The organism is Georgenia satyanarayanai (assembly GCF_900116375.1).
Taxonomy (GTDB): domain Bacteria; phylum Actinomycetota; class Actinomycetes; order Actinomycetales; family Actinomycetaceae; genus Oceanitalea; species Oceanitalea nanhaiensis.
The window spans coordinates 94,540-111,471 of sequence record NZ_UETB01000010.1; the positions used below are offsets into that span (position 1 = coordinate 94,540).

17 protein-coding genes are annotated in these 16,932 nt (G+C 73.1%); 8 read left to right on the forward strand and 9 right to left on the reverse strand.

The annotated features are described in order from the left end of the window. Positions 1-98: 98 nt before the first annotated feature. The 3 genes from DSZ44_RS13045 to DSZ44_RS13055 are packed head-to-tail and all read right to left on the reverse strand — an operon-like array spanning position 99 to position 2,686. Positions 99-1,415, reverse strand: a complete 1,317-nt coding sequence (locus DSZ44_RS13045; protein ID WP_110853066.1) for an SPFH domain-containing protein — start codon at positions 1,413-1,415, stop codon at positions 99-101. Then, the gene (locus tag DSZ44_RS13050; RefSeq protein WP_110853067.1) at positions 1,412-1,867 is read right to left on the reverse strand and encodes an NfeD family protein; all 456 of its coding nucleotides are present in this window, start codon (positions 1,865-1,867) and stop codon (positions 1,412-1,414) included. Before DSZ44_RS13050 ends, DSZ44_RS13045 begins: the two co-directional genes overlap by 4 nt. Before the next feature lie 24 nt (positions 1,868-1,891). Then, positions 1,892-2,686, reverse strand: a complete 795-nt coding sequence (locus tag DSZ44_RS13055; RefSeq protein ID WP_110853068.1) for an ABC transporter ATP-binding protein — start codon at positions 2,684-2,686, stop codon at positions 1,892-1,894. A 49-nt stretch (positions 2,687-2,735) separates the two neighbouring features. Here DSZ44_RS13055 and DSZ44_RS13060 point away from each other — a divergent pair, with 49 nt between their 5' ends. Further along, positions 2,736-3,557, forward strand: coding sequence for an Rv1486c family protein (locus DSZ44_RS13060; RefSeq protein ID WP_110853069.1), 822 nt, complete (start codon positions 2,736-2,738; stop codon positions 3,555-3,557). 10 nt (positions 3,558-3,567) lie between these two features. On the opposite strand, the gene glgA is transcribed toward DSZ44_RS13060, so the two are convergent. Next, positions 3,568-4,776, reverse strand: coding sequence for a glycogen synthase (glgA, locus tag DSZ44_RS13065; RefSeq protein WP_110853070.1), 1,209 nt, complete (start codon positions 4,774-4,776; stop codon positions 3,568-3,570). Between the two features lie 69 nt (positions 4,777-4,845). Here glgA and glgC point away from each other — a divergent pair, with 69 nt between their 5' ends. Beyond that, complete coding sequence (glgC, locus tag DSZ44_RS13070) at positions 4,846-6,102, forward strand: glucose-1-phosphate adenylyltransferase (RefSeq protein ID WP_110853071.1); 1,257 nt, start codon at positions 4,846-4,848, stop codon at positions 6,100-6,102. Positions 6,103-6,410: 308 nt separating this feature from the next. Further along, positions 6,411-7,106: a phosphoserine phosphatase SerB gene (gene serB / locus DSZ44_RS13075; RefSeq protein WP_502530290.1), complete on the forward strand. Its 696-nt coding sequence runs from the start codon at positions 6,411-6,413 to the stop codon at positions 7,104-7,106. Positions 7,107-7,225: 119 nt separating this feature from the next. Here the strand turns inward: serB and DSZ44_RS13080 are convergent, their stop codons facing one another. From DSZ44_RS13080 to fabG, 3 genes are read right to left on the reverse strand one after another with little or no spacing between them, the layout of a single operon-like run. Continuing rightward, on the reverse strand, positions 7,226-7,732 hold the full coding sequence (locus DSZ44_RS13080) for a SixA phosphatase family protein (protein WP_110853072.1): 507 nt from the start codon (positions 7,730-7,732) through the stop codon (positions 7,226-7,228). Further along, positions 7,733-8,500 (reverse strand): enoyl-ACP reductase FabI, encoded by a 768-nt coding sequence (gene fabI, locus DSZ44_RS13085; RefSeq protein WP_110853073.1) that lies wholly within the window; start codon positions 8,498-8,500, stop codon positions 7,733-7,735. A gap of 26 nt (positions 8,501-8,526) precedes the next feature. Further along, on the reverse strand, positions 8,527-9,243 hold the full coding sequence (gene fabG, locus DSZ44_RS13090; protein WP_110853074.1) for a 3-oxoacyl-ACP reductase FabG: 717 nt from the start codon (positions 9,241-9,243) through the stop codon (positions 8,527-8,529). A gap of 85 nt (positions 9,244-9,328) precedes the next feature. On the opposite strand from fabG, the gene DSZ44_RS18350 reads away from it, so the two are divergent. From DSZ44_RS18350 to DSZ44_RS13110, 4 genes are all read left to right on the forward strand, one after another. Continuing rightward, positions 9,329-9,658: a DUF3099 domain-containing protein gene (locus DSZ44_RS18350; RefSeq protein WP_181424639.1), complete on the forward strand. Its 330-nt coding sequence runs from the start codon at positions 9,329-9,331 to the stop codon at positions 9,656-9,658. Further along, on the forward strand, positions 9,655-9,876 hold the full coding sequence (locus DSZ44_RS13100; protein ID WP_110853076.1) for a hypothetical protein: 222 nt from the start codon (positions 9,655-9,657) through the stop codon (positions 9,874-9,876). The genes DSZ44_RS18350 and DSZ44_RS13100 overlap by 4 nt, the downstream gene beginning before the upstream one ends. After that, a complete protein-coding gene (locus DSZ44_RS13105) occupies positions 9,873-10,700 on the forward strand; it encodes an SURF1 family cytochrome oxidase biogenesis protein (RefSeq protein ID WP_110853077.1) in 828 nt (275 codons plus the stop codon). Before DSZ44_RS13100 ends, DSZ44_RS13105 begins: the two co-directional genes overlap by 4 nt. A 311-nt stretch (positions 10,701-11,011) precedes the next feature. Then, complete coding sequence (locus DSZ44_RS13110) at positions 11,012-11,320, forward strand: hypothetical protein (RefSeq protein WP_146237553.1); 309 nt, start codon at positions 11,012-11,014, stop codon at positions 11,318-11,320. A gap of 13 nt (positions 11,321-11,333) precedes the next feature. Here the strand turns inward: DSZ44_RS13110 and DSZ44_RS13115 are convergent, their stop codons facing one another. Further along, positions 11,334-12,947, reverse strand: a complete 1,614-nt coding sequence (locus DSZ44_RS13115) for an ABC-F family ATP-binding cassette domain-containing protein (protein ID WP_110853079.1) — start codon at positions 12,945-12,947, stop codon at positions 11,334-11,336. Positions 12,948-13,250: 303 nt separating this feature from the next. Here DSZ44_RS13115 and DSZ44_RS13120 point away from each other — a divergent pair, with 303 nt between their 5' ends. Then, positions 13,251-14,219 carry a protein kinase domain-containing protein gene (locus DSZ44_RS13120; protein WP_110853080.1) on the forward strand — a complete coding sequence of 323 codons (969 nt, stop codon included), beginning with the start codon at positions 13,251-13,253 and terminating at the stop codon, positions 14,217-14,219. Here DSZ44_RS13120 and DSZ44_RS13125 read toward each other — a convergent pair. Then, the gene (locus tag DSZ44_RS13125) at positions 14,179-16,923 is read right to left on the reverse strand and encodes an ATP-binding protein (RefSeq protein WP_110853081.1); all 2,745 of its coding nucleotides are present in this window, start codon (positions 16,921-16,923) and stop codon (positions 14,179-14,181) included. The genes DSZ44_RS13120 and DSZ44_RS13125 overlap by 41 nt on opposite strands. Between the last annotated feature and the right edge of the window lie 9 nt (positions 16,924-16,932).

Sequence of the window (16,932 nt, forward strand, 5' to 3'; positions counted from 1 at the left end):
ACGGCCCTCCGACATCCCCCGACCGATTTCGCTCAGGGCGCGCACCGACGATGACGGCGCACCACCCGCAAGGGGTGGTGCGCCGTCGTCGTCGTGGGCTACTGCTGGGGCCAGTCCGGGTCCTGGGCCGGGTCGGCAGTGGCAGGCGGACCGGCCGTGGGGCCGGGCTGGTTGGCGCTGGGCGGCGGCGGCTGGCGCTGCGTGCCGGGGGCGGGCGGCGGGCTCGCGGGGGCGCCCGCCGGGGGCGCGAAGCGGGACTGGTCCTCGGCACGGCGGCCCGCGGGGCGGTGCTCCTCCTCGGCCGGGCGCTGACCGCGCTCGGCGGACTCGGAGAAGGGCCGGCCCGAGCGCTCCCCGGCGGCGTTCGCCTCGGAGGTGGCCTGCTGCGCCTCACGGCGCGCCCGGGCCAGGGCCTCGTCCGGGTCCTCGAGGTTCGTCTCGGCCAGGCCGGCGGCCATGGAGCTGTCGTGCGCGCCGAAGTCGACCTGAGGGGCAGGTCCGTCGTCGTCGTCGGAGTCGCCTCCCGGTACGCCGCCGCCGAAGCCCTTGGAGATGGCGCCGAGCGCCGCCGTGAACTCCGTGGGGATGACGAAGAACTTGCTCGACTCCTTGTTCGCCAGCTCCGGCAGCATCTGCAGGTACTGGTAGGCGAGGAGCTTGGGGTCCGGCTTGCCGCGGTGGATGGCGTCGAAGACCTGGAGGATCGCGCGCGACTGACCCTGGGCCTCGAGGATCGCGGACTGCGCCTGGCCCTCGGCGCGGAGGATCGCGGCCTGCTTCTCACCCTCGGCCGTGAGGATCTGGGACTGCTTGACACCCTCGGCGGTGAGGATCGCGGCGCGGCGGTCACGCTCGGCACGCATCTGCTGCTCCATCGCGCCCTGGACGCTCTGCGGCGGGTCGATCGACTTGAGCTCCACCCGGTTGACGCGGATGCCCCAGCGGCCGGTGGCCTCGTCGAGCACCCCGCGCAGCTGGCCGTTGATCTGGTCGCGGCTGGTGAGGGTCTGCTCCAGGTCCATCGAGCCGATGACGTTGCGCAGCGTCGTCACCGTCAGCTGCTCGATACCGGTGATGTAGTTGGCGATCTCGTAGGTCGCGGCCTTGGGGTCGGTCACCTGGAAGTAGATGACCGTGTCGATCGACACGACGAGGTTGTCGGAGGTGATGACCGGCTGCGGCGGGAAGGAGACCACCTGCTCGCGCAGGTCCACCCCGGCGCGGACCCGGTCGACGAACGGGATGAGGAAGTGCAGGCCCGCGTACATCACGGTGTTGAACTTGCCCAGCCGCTCGACGATGAGCGCGACGGCCTGCGGCACGATCCGCACCGCCCGCCAGATCGCGACGATGACGAAGAGGGCGAGCAGGACGAGCACGACGGTGAGCACGAGGCCCCCGATGTTGTCGTTCACATGGCTCCTTCGGGGTAGGTGACGGGCAGTGGCGCGACGACGGCGGTCGCCCCGTCGATGCGGACCACCTGGACGGTGGTGCCGGTCGGAAGCAGGCTGCCCGGCTCGGCGGCACGTGCCGTCCACACCTCACCGGCGAGCTTGACCCGCCCGGCGCGGTCGGTGACGTCGACGAGGACCTCGGCGCTGCGGCCCACGTGCGCAGCGACGTTGGTCAGCGAGTCAGGGGTGGAGCGCTTGAGGTAACCCAGCGCCCAGGGGCGCACGACGACGAGGAGGATCACCGAGACGACGGCGAAGGTGAGGATCTGCGCCCACAGCGGCGCCCCGAGCGCGGCCACACCGCCGGCGGCCAACGCCCCGCCGGCGAACATGAGGAAGATGAGGTCGACGGTGAGCATCTCGACCACACCGAGGACGAGTGCTCCGCCCAGCCACCACAAGAACGCCATCGTCGTGCCTCCCTCGCCTCGATCCTAACCGGCGCGTCCCGCCGCCCGGGCGCTCCAGCGCCCCCGGTGCCGCTCGACCTCGAGGTCGAGGCCGAAGGCCCGTGACAGGTGCTGGGGGGTGAGGACCTCCTCGAGCGGCCCGGTCGCCTCGACCCGGCCGTCGCGCAGGAGCAGCCCGTGGGTGAAGCCGGCGGGGATCTCCTCGACGTGGTGGGTGACGAGGACGATGACGGGCGAGCGGCGGTCGGTGGCGATCTCCCCGAGGGCGGCCATGAGCTCCTCACGGCCCCCGAGGTCCAGGCCGGCGGCGGGCTCGTCGAGGAGGAGCAGCTCGGGGTCGGTCATGAGCGCGCGGGCGATCTGGACGCGCTTGCGCTCACCCTCGCTGAGGGACCCGAAGTTCCGGTCGGTGAGCTGCTCCACCCCGAAGGCGGCGAGCAGGTCCCGGGCGCGGGAGGTGTCGTAGTCGTCGTAGGACTCGCGCCAGCGGCCGGTGACGCCGTAGGAGGCGGTGAGCACGACGTCGAGCACGCGCTCGTGGCCGGGGATGCGGTCGGCGAGGGCGGCCGAGGCGAGGCCGATCCGGGTGCGCAGCTCGGAGGTGTCGACCGCGCCCAGCCGGTCCCCGAGGACACGGACCGTGCCCTCGCTGGGGAAGAGGCGACCGGCGGCCATCTGCAGCACGGTGGTCTTCCCGGCGCCGTTGGGGCCGAGCACCACCCAGCGCTCACCGTCGCTCACGGACCAGCCCACGCCGTCGAGGATCGTCTTCGACCCGCGTCGCAGGGTCACGTCGGCAAGCTCCAGCACATCACTCATGGACCGACCTTATCCGTCACCCGGCCCGCGGGCCGTCTACGGTGGGGGCGTGCCCGAACTCGTTCTCCCCCACGCCGTGCTCGGGGCGCTGTGGCTCCCGTCCGTCGTCGCCGCTACCCCCTCCAGCAGCGGCGAGGGTGGTGACGTCGTCACGACCGCTCTGAGCGCCGTCGCCGGGGAGGACACGCACGTCGTCCTCCGCCCCGACGGCGAGGTCCGCTCGCTGCGGGAGATGGCCGGGCGCCTCGTGGGCGACCATCTCACCGACGTCGGCGCGGTGCTGCCGGCGCCCGGGCACGTCGCCGGCCTGCCCGGGGTGGCGCTGCTCGACGCCGTCGACGCGGGCCAGTGCCTGCTCATCCGCTCCGAGGGCGGCTCGTGGGCCGTGGTGCCGCAGGTCGAGTCCTTCGGCAGCGAGCTCGAGCCCGGCACCCTCGTGCGCTGGGTGCTGCACCCCTTCCCCTTCGCCGAGCGTCCCGTCCCCACGCTGCTCGGGCTCGTCGGCTCGCTGCGGCAGGCTCGTCAGGAGATCGTCCGGGCGCTCGTGACGGCCGGTGACGCGCTCGAGCAGCTCGACCTCGCCGGCTGGCGTCCCGACGTCGCCCGCGAGGCGGCCCACCTGCTGCGGGAGGACGTCTCCAGCGCCCTCCTGCCCCCGGGGCTCTCGCCCGCCCGGGTGGAGGTGCTGACCCGCGCGGCGCGGCTGCTCGCCGTCGTCCAGCTCGCGCTCGAGGACGACGGCGGTGCGGTCGTCGCCCGGCAGGGTGCGGCCCGCGCCGAGGTGCTGCGCGACCTCGAGCACACCGCCCGGCGGGCGCTGGCCGCCGCGAGCGTCAGCCACGTCTCCGGCGGCGTCTCCCGCCCGCGCTGAGCCCGGGCCCTCAGGACCCGGCGAGCACCTGCTCGTAGAACGCGAGCGTGCGGTCGGCGATCGACTCCCAGGAGAAGTGCTCCTCGGCGCGGCGTCGTCCGGCGGCGCCCATCTCGGCCGCACGGCTCTCGTCGCCGACGACGGCGGTGAGCGCGGCGGCAAGGTCGGCCTCGTAGCGCGCCGGGTCCACCGGTGTGCCGGTCCCGTCGGTGACCTGGTCGATCGGGACGAGGGTGCCGGTGACGCCGTCGTCGACGACCTCGGGGATCCCGCCGGTGGCGGAGCCGACGACGGGCAGGCCCACCGCCATGGCCTCGAGGTTGACGATGCCGAGCGGCTCGTAGACCGAGGGGCACACGAAGACGGTGCAGGCCGTGAGCACGGCGATGAGGTCGGCGCGGGAGAGCATCTGCTCGATCCACACCACGCCCCCGCGGGTGGTCTTGAGCTCCTCGACGCCGGCCTGGACCTCCTCCATGAGCGCCGGGGTGTCCGGGGCGCCGGCGCACAGGACCAGCTGGACGTCCTCGGGCAGTGCCCGGGCCGCGCGCAGCAGGTGCGGCAGGCCCTTCTGCCGGGTGATGCGCCCGACGAAGACGACGGCGGGGCGCGTCGGGTCGATGCCGTGCGAGCGGGCCACCCGCTCGGCGCGCTCGGCCTCCTCCCCGGCGGGCCGCTGCCAGCCGGCGAGGTCGATGCCGTTGTGGATGACGGTGACCTTGTCCGGGTCCACGGCCGGGTAGCTGCGCAGGATGTCCTCGCGCATCCCGCCGCTCACCGCGACGACGCCCGCGGCACCCTCGTAGGCGGTCCGCTCGGCCCACGAGGACAGCGCGTACCCGCCACCGAGCTGCTCGGCCTTCCACGGGCGCAGCGGCTCCAGGGAGTGGGCCGACAGGACGTGAGGGACGTCGTGGAGCAGCCCGCCCAGGTGCCCGGCGAGGTTCGCGTACCACGTGTGCGAGTGGACGATGTCGGTGCCGCGGACGGCGTCGGCCATGGCGAGGTCCACGCCGAAGGTCTGCAGGGCGGCGTTGGTGCCCGCCAGCTCGGCGACGGCGGAGTAGCCGCGCACGCCGTCGTCCTCCCGCGGTCCGTCGAAGCAGTGGACGCGGACGTCGGCACGGCTGCGCAGCACGCGGGCCAGCTCGGCGACGTGCACCCCCGCCCCGCCGTACACGTGGGGCGGGTACTCCCTGGTGAGCATGTCGACGCGCATGCTGGACCCTCCTGTCGGGACCGGTGATTAGACCTGCAGGACCATCTAAGCAGCCCTAGAGTCAGCGGCATGTCACCTCGGCGCACCCACAACCCCAAGGTCCTTGCCATCGTGCTCGCCGGCGGGGAGGGAAAACGGCTCATGCCCCTGACGGAGGAGCGCGCCAAGCCGGCCGTCCCCTTCGGCGGGATCTACCGGCTCATCGACTTCGCCCTGTCGAACATCGTCAACTCCGGCTACCTGCGCGTCGTCGTGCTCACGCAGTACAAGTCCCACAGCCTGGACCGCCACATCGCCAAGACGTGGCGGCTGTCGACGCACCTGGGCAACTACGTCGCCCCCGTCCCCGCGCAGCAGCGGGTGGGCAAGCACTGGTTCCTCGGCAGCGCCGACGCGGTCTACCAGTCGCTCAACCTCATCGACGACGAGCAGCCCGACATCGTCGTCATCGTCGGCGCGGACAACATCTACCGCATGGACTTCTCCCAGATGGTCGACCAGCACATCGACTCGGGTGCCGCGATGACCGTCGCGGGCATCCGCCAGCCGATCTCGCTGGCCGACCAGCTGGGCGTCATCGACGTCGACCCCGCCGACCCGAGGCGGATCCGCGCGTTCCTCGAGAAGCCCGCCAAGGCGCAGGGCCTGCCGGACGCCCCCGACGAGGTGCTCGCCTCCATGGGCAACTACGTCGTGTCGACCGACGCGCTCATCGAGGCGCTGCGCGTGGACGCCGAGGACTCCGGCTCCAAGCACGACATGGGCGGCAGCCTGGTGCCGTGGTTCGTCGACCGCGGCCAGGCCGGCGTCTACGACTTCAAGGACAACGAGGTGCCCGGCGCCTCCGACCGCGACCGCGGCTACTGGCGCGACGTCGGCACGATCGACGCCTACTTCGACGCCCACCAGGACCTCATCTCCGTCTCCCCGGTCTTCAACCTCTACAACAACGAGTGGCCGCTGTTCACCGGGAACCCCGGCATGCCGCCGGCGAAGTTCGTCTACGGCCACCGGGAGCGGCTGGGCCACGCGCTGGACTCCCTCGTCTCCCCCGGTGTCATCGTCTCCGGCGGTGAGGTCGTGGGCTCGGTCATCTCCCCGAACACGAAGATCAACTCCTGGTCCTCGGTGCGGGACTCCGTGCTCTTCGACAACGTCGACGTCGGCCGCAACGCCGTCGTCGACCGGGCGATCATCGACAAGAACGTCCACATCGCCGACGGCGCCCAGGTGGGCGTGGACCCGGAGCACGACATGGAGCGGGGCTTCGTCGTCACCGAGTCCGGCATCACCGTCGTGCCCAAGGGCGCCACGGTCCGCCGCTGAGCGGGCGCCCGGCCGCCGCTTGCGTCGCCCTTCCCGGTCGTCGGTCGCCCCTCTCGGCGCCCGCGGATGAGCGGGAAGGGCGACGCATCGCCGGGCCCCCGTAATCTGGGCCGGTGATCCGCATCGGTCTTGTCTCCGCCCGCCCGGTCCTGCCCGCGCTCGTCGAGCACGCCCGCGAGCTGCTCACCGCCGTCGCCGACGACGTCACGACCGCCGACACGTCCCGCCCCGGTTGGTCCGGGGCGGTCGTGGAGGGAACGGCGCGCCCCGGCGCCGCCGCCGACCTCGACCTCGCGCTCACCGCCGAGCTGCGCGGGCCGGCCACGGCACTGGCGGTGGACGTCGCGGTGACGGCCGGTCCCCTCGCCGCCGACGGCGTGGGCCTGCTCGTCATGGACGTCGACTCCACCCTCATCACCGCCGAGGTCATCGAGCTGCTCGCCGAGCACGCCGGCACCCGCGAGCAGGTGGCCGAGGTGACCGAGCGGGCCATGCGCGGGGAGCTCGACTTCGCCGCCAGCCTGCGCGAGCGGGTCGCGACCCTGGCCGGGCTGGACACCGGCGTGGTGGACGCCGTGCGCGACGCCGTCGAGCTCTCCGCGGGCGCGCGCGAACTTGTCGCCGCGGTGCACGAGCGCGGCGGGAAGGTGGCCCTCGTGTCCGGCGGCTTCCTCGAGGTGGTCGGGCCCATCGCCGAGGAGCTGCGCATCGACCACGTCGTCGCGAACCGGCTCGAGGTGCAGGACGGGCGGCTCACCGGTCGCACGGCCGGGCCGGTCGTCGACCGCGCCGCCAAGGAGCGCCACCTGCGCACCTGGGCGGCCGAGGACGGCGTGCCGCTGGAGCGGGTGGTGGCCGTGGGCGACGGCGCCAACGACCTCGACATGCTCGGTGCCGCCGGGCTGGGCGTGGCCTACTGCGCCAAGCCGGTGGTCCAGGAGCAGGCGCGCGCCGCCGTGACCTTCCCGCGCCTGGACGCCGTGCTGGGCCTGCTCGGCGGCTGAGGGCGCACCACCGCCGTCGCTGACCTGCACACAAGTCGGCGACACGCGAGCGACACGCCGGGACAGGTGCCGATCAGCGGCCCCTCTGCCGGACTTGTGCGCGGATCAGGAGCAGGCGCTCAGAGCTCGGGGCGCAGCACCGTGACGAGGCGGGCGGTCGAGCGGCCGAGCTCGGCCCACGGCACCGGCACCTCGAGCACGGCGGCGTTCGCGGTGCTCATCCCGAGGGACACCATCTCGGCGAGGGTGCTGCGCTCGCCGTCGAGGAGGTGGGCGAGGGCGGAGGTCGTCGGCTCGTGGCCCACGACGAGGACCCGGCGGACGTCGTCGGGAAGCTCGGCGAGGACGGCGAGCACGTCGCGCGGTCCGGCCTCGTAGAGCTCGTCACGGACGTCGGCCTCGGGAGCGCCGTCCCAGCCGGAGGCGACGAGCTTGTACGTCTCGGTCGTCCGTAGCGCGCTGGAGACGAGCGTGGCGTCGAGGTGGCCGACCTCGGCCGCGAGGACGGGTCCCAGCGCGGCCGCCTGGCGCCGGCCGTGCCCCGACAGCGGGCGCTGCGCGTCGCCCAGGCCGTTCTCCGGCTCGGCCTGGGCGTGGCGCAGCAGGACGAGGGTGCGGGGCGTCACCTACTGCCCCATCGCGTGGACGCCGCCGTCGACGTGCACGATCTCCGCCGTCGTGGCCGGGAACCAGTCCGAGCACAGGGCGACGACGGCGCGGGCGGCCGGCTCGGCGTCCTTGACGTCCCAGCCGAGCGGGGCGCGCTCGGCCCAGACGCTCTCCATCTGCTCGAAGCCGGGGATGGAGGTCGCGGCCGTCGTGCGGATCGGGCCGGCGGAGACGAGGTTGACGCGGACGCCCTCGGGGCCGAGGTCACGGGCCAGGTAGCGCGCGGTGGACTCGAAGGCGGCCTTGGCCACGCCCATCCAGTCGTAGACGGGCCAGGCGAAGGACGCGTCGAAGGTGAGCCCGACGATCCCGGCGCCCTTGGTGAGCAGCGGCTGGGCGGCCACGGCGAGCGACTTGAGAGAGAAGGCGGAGACCTCCATCGCGGTGGCGACGTCGGCCCACTCCCCCGCGAGGAAGTTGCCGCCCATGACGGACTGGGGCGCGAAACCGATCGAGTGGACCACGCCGTCGAGGTGGTCGGCGTGCTCACGCACGCGGTCGGCGAGGGCCGCGAGGTCCTCGGGGTTCGTCACGTCCAGCTCCACGACGGGCGCCTGGACGGGCAGCCGGCGGGCGGTGACCTGCGTGAGCCGCAGCTGGCGCCCGAAGGAGGTGAGGATGACCGTGGCCCCCTCCTCCTGCGCCAGGCGCGCCACGTGGAAGGCGATCGAGTTGTCCTTGAGGACGCCGGTGACCAGGAGGGTCTTGCCGTCGAGAAGTCCCATTGCTGTCTCCTGTCGCGAGGGTGAGGTCAGTGGCCCATGCCGAGTCCGCCGTCGACGGGGATGACGGCCCCGGAGACGTAGGCGGCGGCGGGCGAGGCGAGGTACTGGACGGCGCCGACGATGTCGGAGACGTCGCCGAAACGGCCGGCGGGGATCGCGGTACGCAGCTTCTCCTGCTGCGCCTCGGGCAGCGCCCGGGTCATGTCGGTGTCGATGAAGCCGGGGGCGATGACGTTGGCGGTGATCCCGCGCGAGCCGAGCTCGCGGGTGATCGACCGGGCCATGCCGATGAGGCCGGACTTGGTCGCGGAGTAGTTGACCTGTCCGGCGTTGCCGTACATGCCGACGACGGAGCCCATGAGGATGATGCGGCCCCCGCGCTTGCGGATCATGCCCTTGGACACGCGCCGCACGCAGCGGAAGACGCCGGTGAGGTTGACGTCGAGGACCTCCTCGAACTCCTCGTCGCTCATCCGCATGAGGAGCTGGTCGCGGGTCATGCCGGCGTTGGCGACGAGCACCTCGACGGGCCCGTGGGCCGCCTCGATCTCGCCGATGGCGGCGTCGACGGCGGCGGTGTCGCGCATGTCACCGCGGACCCCGAGGACGCCCTCGGGCAGGTCCCCACCACGGTGGATGGTCGCGACCTTGTCCCCCGCGGCGACGAAGGCCTCGGCGACGGCGCGGCCGATGCCCCGGCTCGCGCCGGTGACGAGCACGCTGCGTGCGTCGGTGTCGTTCACGATGTCCTCCTGTATGTCGTCCGGTGGAACGGTAGCCGACGGCGGCCCCGACGCGCGGGAGGCGTCCGGGGACTACCCTTGCTCAGTGAGCAGGAGACAGCGTGTTCACGCGATCACCTCAGTGGGGCGACCGCTGAGCGAGGACGTCCACGGCCGCGCGGTCCGCTACGTCATCTCGATGGCCATCCGCTCCGGCTGCCTCGTGGGGATCCTCTTCACCGACGGCTGGCTGCGCTGGGTCATGGTCGCCGGTGCGGTGCTCCTGCCGTACTTCGCCGTCGTCCTGGCCAACGCGGGCAAGGAGCGCCCCGCCCCAGCGGATACGCTGATGGAAGCCCCCGAGATCGAGGCGCCCTCCTCCGCGCAGCGCCCGACCTACCCGCCCATCGACCTGAGAGGTGGCTACCTGAGGTGAGCACGCCGGCCGACGAGACCGCGCCCGCCGAGCAGGTGTGCAGCGCCAAGGGCTGCCGCCGGACCGCCGCGTGGGGCCTGCTGTGGAACAACCCCCGGCTGCACACCGAGGAGCGCCGCAAGACCTGGCTCGCCTGCGAGGAGCACCGCACGCACCTGGAGACCTTCCTCGGGTCGCGCTCGTTCCTGCGTGAGGTCGTGCCGGTCACCGACCTATGAGCCGCTACCGCTTCCTGCTCTCCCGCCGCTGGGTCGGCCTCGCCGTCACCTTCCTCGTCATCGCGGTGGCCTGCGTCTTCCTCGGTGCGTGGCAGTGGAGCCGGCACGAGGAGCGCTCGGCCGCCAACGCCCTCGTCAACGGCAACTACGACAGCGCCCCGGTGCCGGTCGAGGAGCTCGTCGAGGACACCGTGCCCGCCGACCTCGTGTGGCGCAGCGTCGTCCTCGAGGGCAGCTACACCGGCGAGCAGGTGGTCGTGCGCAACCGTCCCGTCGACGGCAGTGCCGCCGCGCGCGTCCTCGCGCTCCTCGAGGTGGAGGACGACGACGGCGGCCGGCTCGTCGTCGTCGACCGCGGGTGGGTGCCGCTCGGGGAGGGCGACCCGCAGCTGCCGGCCTACCCCGCCGGTGAGGTGACGCTCGAGGGACGCCTGCGCGCGGCCGAGGGGGCCGACGAGCGGACCGCGCCGGCCGGCCAGGTGTACCGGATCGAGCCGGGCACCGTGGCCGCGGCGGCCGGGGTGGAGGGCGGCGAGATGCTCGACGGGTACCTCCTGGCCACCGCCGAGGACGGCGCCCCCGTCGAGGGGCTGACACCCTTCCCGCGCCCGGACACGAGCCCCGGCTCGCACCTGTCCTACGCCTTCCAGTGGTGGGTCTTCGGGCTCGGCGCGATCGTCGGCTACGTCGTCCTCGCGCGCCGGGAGGCGAAGGAGCTGGCAGGCGTGCCGGAGCGCCCGGCGGCGCCGTTGCGCCAGCCCCGCCGACGCTCGGACGCCGACGAGGAGGACGCCCTCATCGACGCCCAGCTCCAGGACCGGTAGCCCCACCCACGCCCACCCCCCCCACCGCCGAGCGCTGAGTCGTTCCCCGCCCCGCCCCATCGCCGAGCGCTGAGTTGTTCCCCGCCCCCACCACCGAGCGCTGAGTTGTTACCCGCAGCTGAGCGGCACGGCGGCTCCCGTTCGGTTCCTGTCGGGTGACGACAGCGGTTCGGATCGGTATGTTCGTCGGCACTAGACGATGACGACTAGAGGAGAGTGTCAGCATGGCAACGGCGAGGAGCGGCACTCCGGCGGCGGTCCTCGCACTCGGGTTGGCGCTCGGCGGCTGTACGGCCTCGACTCCTGGGAGCATGGACGACTCACCAACCGACATGGACTTGTCCGAGGCGTCCAGCGAGCAGGCGGCGGCTCTCGACGACCGGGAGGTGACCCTCGACGAGTACCAGGCTGCGTTCACCCGATATCAAGAGTGCCTGAGCGGGGCCGGCCACGAGCTGGGCTCGGTGATCTTCGACGGCCAGGAGTACAGCTACGTCGTCTCCACCGATGCGGTCGAGAGCGGCGCCGACGACGAGTGCTACCGGACCGAGTTCTCCTACGTCGACATGTACTGGCAGACGTCCGACCGCCTCCAGGACGCGTCCCCGACCACTCCCTGACGTCCGGACCGGCTCAGGCCAGGGCGATGAGCTCGCGGTAGGAGTCGTTCCACAGGTCCTCGTCGCCGTCGGGCAGGAGGAGGACGCGGTCCGGCTCGAGCGCCTCGACGGCGCCCTCGTCGTGGGTGACGAGGACGACGGCACCGGTGAAGGTGCGCAGCGCCCCGAGGATCTCCTCGCGGGAGGCCGGGTCGAGGTTGTTCGTCGGCTCGTCGAGGAGCAGGACGTTGGCCGAGGACACGACGAGCACGGCGAGAGCCAGGCGGGTCTTCTCCCCGCCGGACAGCACCTTGGCGGGCTTCTCGGCGTCGTCCCCGGAGAAGAGGAAGGAGCCGAGGACCGAGCGCACCTGGGTGTCGGTGAGGTCCGGGGCCGCCGAGCGGAGGTTCTCCACGACGGTCCGCTCGACGTCGAGGGTCTCGTGCTCCTGGGCGTAGTAGCCGACCTTGAGCCCGTGCCCCGGGACGACCTCCCCGGTGTCCGGCTCCTCGACCCCTCCGAGCATGCGCAGCAGCGTGGTCTTGCCGGCGCCGTTGAGCCCGAGGACGACGACCTTCGCGCCGCGGTCGATGGCGAGGTTGACGTCGGTGAAGACCTCGAGCGAGCCGTAGGACTTCGACAGGCCCTCGGCGGTGAGCGGCACCTTGCCGCAGGGTGCGGGGTCGGGGAACCGCAGGTGGGCGACCTTGTCGGCGCGGCGCGTGTCCTCCAGACCGGCGACCATGCGCTCGGCGCGGCGGATCATGTTCTGCGCGGCCACGGCCTTGGTGGCCTTGGCGCGCATCTTGTCGGCCTGGGCGAGGAGGACCGAGGCCTTCTTCTCGGCGTTCGCCCGCTCCTTGCGGCGCCGGCGCTCGTCCTGCTCGCGCTGCTTGAGGTAGGCGTCCCAGCCGAGGTTGTAGACGTCGAGCTCGCCCCGGGTGGCGTCGAGGTGGAAGACGGTGTTGACGGTCGCGCGGAGCAGCTCGACGTCGTGGGAGATGACGATGAGGCCGCCGGAGTACGCGGCGAGGTACTCGCGCAGCCAGACGATCGAGTCGTGGTCGAGGTGGTTGGTCGGCTCGTCGAGCAGGAGGGTCTCGGCGCCGGAGAAGAGGATGCGGGCCAGCTCGACGCGGCGGCGCTGGCCACCGGACAGGGTGTGGAGCGGCTGGTCGAGGACCCGGGTGGGCAGGCCGAGGTTGGAGGTGAGGCGCGCGGCCTCGGACTCCGCGGCCCAGCCGCCCTGGGCGTCGAACTCCGCGTCGAGCCGCGAGTAGCGCTCCATCGCCTTGGCCTGCGCGTCACCCGTCTTGGTGCCCATGTCGGACTCGGCCTTGCGGATGCGGCGCAGGATCCCGTCGATGCCGCGGGCGGAGAACACGCGGTCGCGGGCGAGGACGTCCATGTCGCCGGTCCGCGGGTCCTGCGGGAGGTAGCCGATCTCGCCGGTGCGGGTGATCGAGCCGGTGTGCTGGACGACGCCGGAGGTCGCGTCCTCGCCGGCCAGCAGCTTGGTGAGGGTGGTCTTGCCGGCGCCGTTGCGCCCGACCAGCCCGATCCGCATCCCGGCGTCGACGCGGAACGTCGCCTCGTGGAGCAGCTCGCGTGCGCCGATGCGCATCGAGACGTCGTGGGCGGTGATCACAGGCAGACCTCAGAGACGTTCGGGGGTGGGGTGCCGGCGACGACGGCCGCGCGGCGCCAACCAGTCTACGGCGCGTCGCACGCTCTTTCCGGTGAGGACCGACACCGCCCGGGCGGGCGCTGAGGCACCTGCCTCCCCCGGGTCTCCTCGAGGGCAGTCAGGGACGACCTGCGTGGTCGTCACCGACGCGAGGCCGCTGCCGCCGGTGGAACGCTCGCAGCGTCGCCGGCACGCGACGGCGGCCGTACCGGACGAGCCGGCCGTCCTCGGCCCCGCCCGACCACCGGACCCTCAGGAGAGGTTATGAGTCCCGATCGCATCCTCGGCGGACGCTATGTCCTCAGCCACGTCATCGGCGAGGGCGGGATGGCCGTCGTCCACCTGGCTCGCGACATCTGTCTCGAGCGCCCGGTCGCGGTCAAGGTGCTCCGCAGCGACCTCGCGCGAGACCCCCTGCACCGCTACCGCTTCCGGCGGGAGGCGCAGGCGCTGGCTCGCCTCGACCACCCCGGGATCGTCACGGTCCATGACGTCGGCCAGGTGGACGACGACGGTCACGAGGCGGGCGGGTCGGGCGCCCCGTTCATCGTCATGGAGTACATCGCCGGCCAGTCCCTCCGCGGCCGCCTCCGCGAGCACGCGCCCACGCTGGAGGAGGCGGTCTGGTACCTCACCGCCGTTCTGGCGACTCTCGAGGTCAGCCACCGCGCGGGCGTCGTCCATCGGGACATCAAGCCCGCCAACGTCATGGTCACGCCGGACGGCGCGATCAAGGTCGTGGACTTCGGGATCGCGCACCTCGTCGGTGATCCCGTCGAGACGGCGACCCAGGGCTTCCTCGGGACCGCTGACTACCTCTCCCCCGAGCAGGTCCAGGGGAAGAGCACCGACGCGCGCAGCGACCTGTACTCGGCGGGCTGCCTGCTCTACGAGCTGGTGACCGCACGGCCACCCTTCGTCGGTGACCATGCGGTTGCCGTCGCCTACCAGCACGTGCACGAGGCCCCTCCGCGAGCAAGCACCTACCGCCCGGAGATCCCTCCGGAGCTCGACGAGGTCCTCCTCACGGCGCTCGCCAAGGACCCGGGCTGCCGGTTCCAGAGCGCTCGGTCCTTCGAGGAGGCGCTCCGCTCCGCGGCGAGGGGCCTGGTCGGCGCCCGCGGGTCCGCGGACACGGACCACCGGGACGGGGTTGTCCCGCTCCCCTCCCGGCGCGCGCACGGCGACGCCGTCACGGCAGCTGAGCTGCGTCCAGCTGCCGCCGGGAGGTGATCCCCAGCTTGCGGAAGATGTTGCGGAGGTGGGACTCGATCGTGCGAGGGCTGAGGAACAGCTGCGTCGCGACCTCCCGGGACGTCGCGCCGGTGGCGACGAGGCGCGCGATCTGCGCCTCCTGGGGCGTGAGCGACGACGCCGCCCCGGGCGTGCGTGCTCGGGGGTGCTCACCGAGGGCGCGAAGCTCACGGGCTGCTCGTTCGGCATAGGCCTCGATCCCCATGTCGGAGAGCTGCTGGTGGGCGGTGCGGAGCTGGTCGCCGGCGTCCTGGCGGCGGCCCTGCCGCCGCAGCCACTCGCCGTAGACGAGATGGGTGCGGGCGAGGAAGACGGCCCACCGGCAGCTGGTCAGCCGGACGATGGCCTCGCGGTAGTGGTCCTCGGCGGCTGGACCGATCGTCGTGAGGCCACGTGACCGCGCGGCCAGCCCCAGCGCGAAGTCCGTCCCGCTGGCACGAGCCCGGGAGGAGAGCTGCTCCGCCGCGGCTGCCGCGCGTTCCGGTTCGCCGGCGCGGACTGCTGCTTCGACGAGCTCGGGAAGGGCCAGGCTGCTGTACGCCAGGTCGTCGTGGTCGCACGGCGGTGCCGCCGCGGCGAGACCCTCGGCGAAGTTGCCCAAGCCGTTGTGCAGCGCGGCCAGCGTGGCCTGAGCCAGGCCGACGTTGCCCCCCTCACCGCGCTCGGTCGCCTCCTTGACCATGGCGTCGTACCGGTCCACCGTCTCGAGCCGTCGACCGCTCCAGGCAGAGAGCATGAGCCGGGCGTTCGGCAACGGTGGTGCCCCGGTCAGCTGCGTGATGGCGGCCTCCTCGGCGGCCAGCTCGCTGGACCGGGCGAGCTCACCGGTGAGCACGAGGATCGAGGCGACGGCGTTGAGCGCGGCAGGGAGCGTGGACATGGCGCCGGCCTCACGGGCGAGCCGGACCGCGCGACCGGCCAGGACGTACAGTGCCTCGTCGTCCCACAGCATCGAGGCGACGTGGCACGCCAGCCACAGCCACTGGCGGTCGTCGTCCTCGACGCCAGGCTCTCGCTGGACGAACATGTCCAGTGCCCGCTGCAAGGCCGGGACGCTCTCCTCGAACCCCTGCGTGTACCTCGTGGCCAGACCGGTGAGGAGAAGGTCGACCGGCCGCGACTGACCGGGCGACGCGGGCGCGTCACGGGCGGCTTCGGCCGCCTCTGGCAGGCCGCGCCCTCGTGCCAGGTAGCCGGCATGGATCGCCGCGTCGAGAGCGTGCAGGTACGTCTCACGGGCGAGCGCCGGGTCCAGCGGGACGAGTGTCTTCGCAACGTCGAGCAGCATCCCCGGCATGTCACTTCCCCGCGTCTGGTGGAAGGCGATCCGGGCGCGCAGGAGCTCGAGCCGTGCGCGCTGCAGGGCATCGAGCGGCCCGGACGCGGCCATGCTCACCAGCTCGAGCGCGGCATCGGACGCACCGGCATCGTGCTTGGCGTGGGCGGCCTCGAGCGCCCGTGTCGCTCGCGCAGCGGGGTCGGGGGTCAGCTCGGCGGCAAGCTGGAGGAACGCGGCGGCGGCGGCCAGCCCGCCGTGGGCGCGCACCCGCCCGGCCGAACGCTCCAGCTCGGCGGCGGCCGCCTCGTCGGTGCCGAGCACAGCCCGCGCGCGGTGCCAGGCTCTCCGGTCGGGGTCGCTGCGTGAGTCGGTGGCGACGGCCAACGCTCCGTGGGCACGACGCTGGTCCGGAGCCGTCGCTGCCCGGTAGACGGCCGAGCGCACCAGCGGATGGCGGAACCGCACCCTGGAGCCGATCTCGAGCAGCCCGGCCGCTTCCGCGGGCAGGGATGCCTCGTCCGCGGCGATCCCCAGGTGCGCGGCCCCGCGCCACAGCAGCGCGACGTCGCCCGTCGGGTCGGCAGCGGCGAGCAGCAGGAGCCGCTGCGTGTCGGCCGGCAAGGTGGCGGAGCGGCGCCGGAAGCTCTCCTCGACACGGCGCGGGACGCTCAGCACCTCGGGCACGTCGAACCCGCCCGCCAGCTGGTGGGCCGGCGCGCTCCTGGGCAGCTCGAGCAGGGCCAGCGGGTTGCCGCGTGCCTCGGCGACGATCCGGTCGCGCACCAGGACGTCCAGCGGCGCGCGAACCTCGGCGGCCAGCAGCGCGCGCGCGTCGCCGGCGCTGAGCCCGTCGAGGTGCAGCTCCGGGAGGCCGGCGAACGGACGGACGTCACCGTCGGTGGGGTCCCGCAGCGCGAGCACCAGCGCCATCCGCTCGGCCGCGACCCGCCGCGCGACGAACGCCAGGACCTGCGCCGAGGCCTGGTCCAGCCACTGCGCGTCGTCGATGAGACACAGCAGCGGCGCCTCCTCGGCGGCCTCTGCGAGCAGGTGGAGGGCGGCCAACCCGACGAGGAACCGGTCCGGCGTCGCCCCCTCCTGCCGCCCGAACGCGATGTCGAGGGCGGTCTGCTGCGGCTCGGACAGGACACCCGCGTGGTCGAGCAGCGGAGCGCACAGCTGGTGCAGGCCTGCGAAGGCGAACTGTGTCTCGGACTCCACCCCCACCGCGTTCTCGACCCGGAGGCGTGAGGCAGCGGTGTCGCGGGCGTACTCCAGCAGTGCCGTCTTCCCGATGCCCGCTTCCCCACGGATCAGCAGCGCCCCGCTGCGTCCGGCGTGCGCTCCCGCGAGCAGATGGTCGACAGCGTCGCACTCAGCGCGCCGACCGACGATGCCTGCCATGTGTGCTCC

What these genes read in the sequence shown, in the direction of transcription:
- DSZ44_RS13050 (WP_110853067.1), bottom strand. Translation starts at nt 1,867, where the DNA reads ATGGCGTTCTTGTGGTGGCTGGGCGGAGCACTCGTCCTCGGTGTGGTC.
- DSZ44_RS13125 (WP_110853081.1), bottom strand. Translation starts at nt 16,923, where the DNA reads ATGGCAGGCATCGTCGGTCGGCGCGCTGAGTGCGACGCTGTCGACCAT.
- fabI (WP_110853073.1), bottom strand. Translation starts at nt 8,500, where the DNA reads ATGGGACTTCTCGACGGCAAGACCCTCCTGGTCACCGGCGTCCTCAAG.
- DSZ44_RS13110 (WP_146237553.1), top strand. Translation starts at nt 11,012, where the DNA reads ATGGACGACTCACCAACCGACATGGACTTGTCCGAGGCGTCCAGCGAG.
- glgA (WP_110853070.1), bottom strand. Translation starts at nt 4,776, where the DNA reads ATGCGCGTCGACATGCTCACCAGGGAGTACCCGCCCCACGTGTACGGC.
- DSZ44_RS13055 (WP_110853068.1), bottom strand. Translation starts at nt 2,686, where the DNA reads ATGAGTGATGTGCTGGAGCTTGCCGACGTGACCCTGCGACGCGGGTCG.
- DSZ44_RS13120 (WP_110853080.1), top strand. Translation starts at nt 13,251, where the DNA reads ATGAGTCCCGATCGCATCCTCGGCGGACGCTATGTCCTCAGCCACGTC.
- glgC (WP_110853071.1), top strand. Translation starts at nt 4,846, where the DNA reads ATGTCACCTCGGCGCACCCACAACCCCAAGGTCCTTGCCATCGTGCTC.
- DSZ44_RS13105 (WP_110853077.1), top strand. Translation starts at nt 9,873, where the DNA reads ATGAGCCGCTACCGCTTCCTGCTCTCCCGCCGCTGGGTCGGCCTCGCC.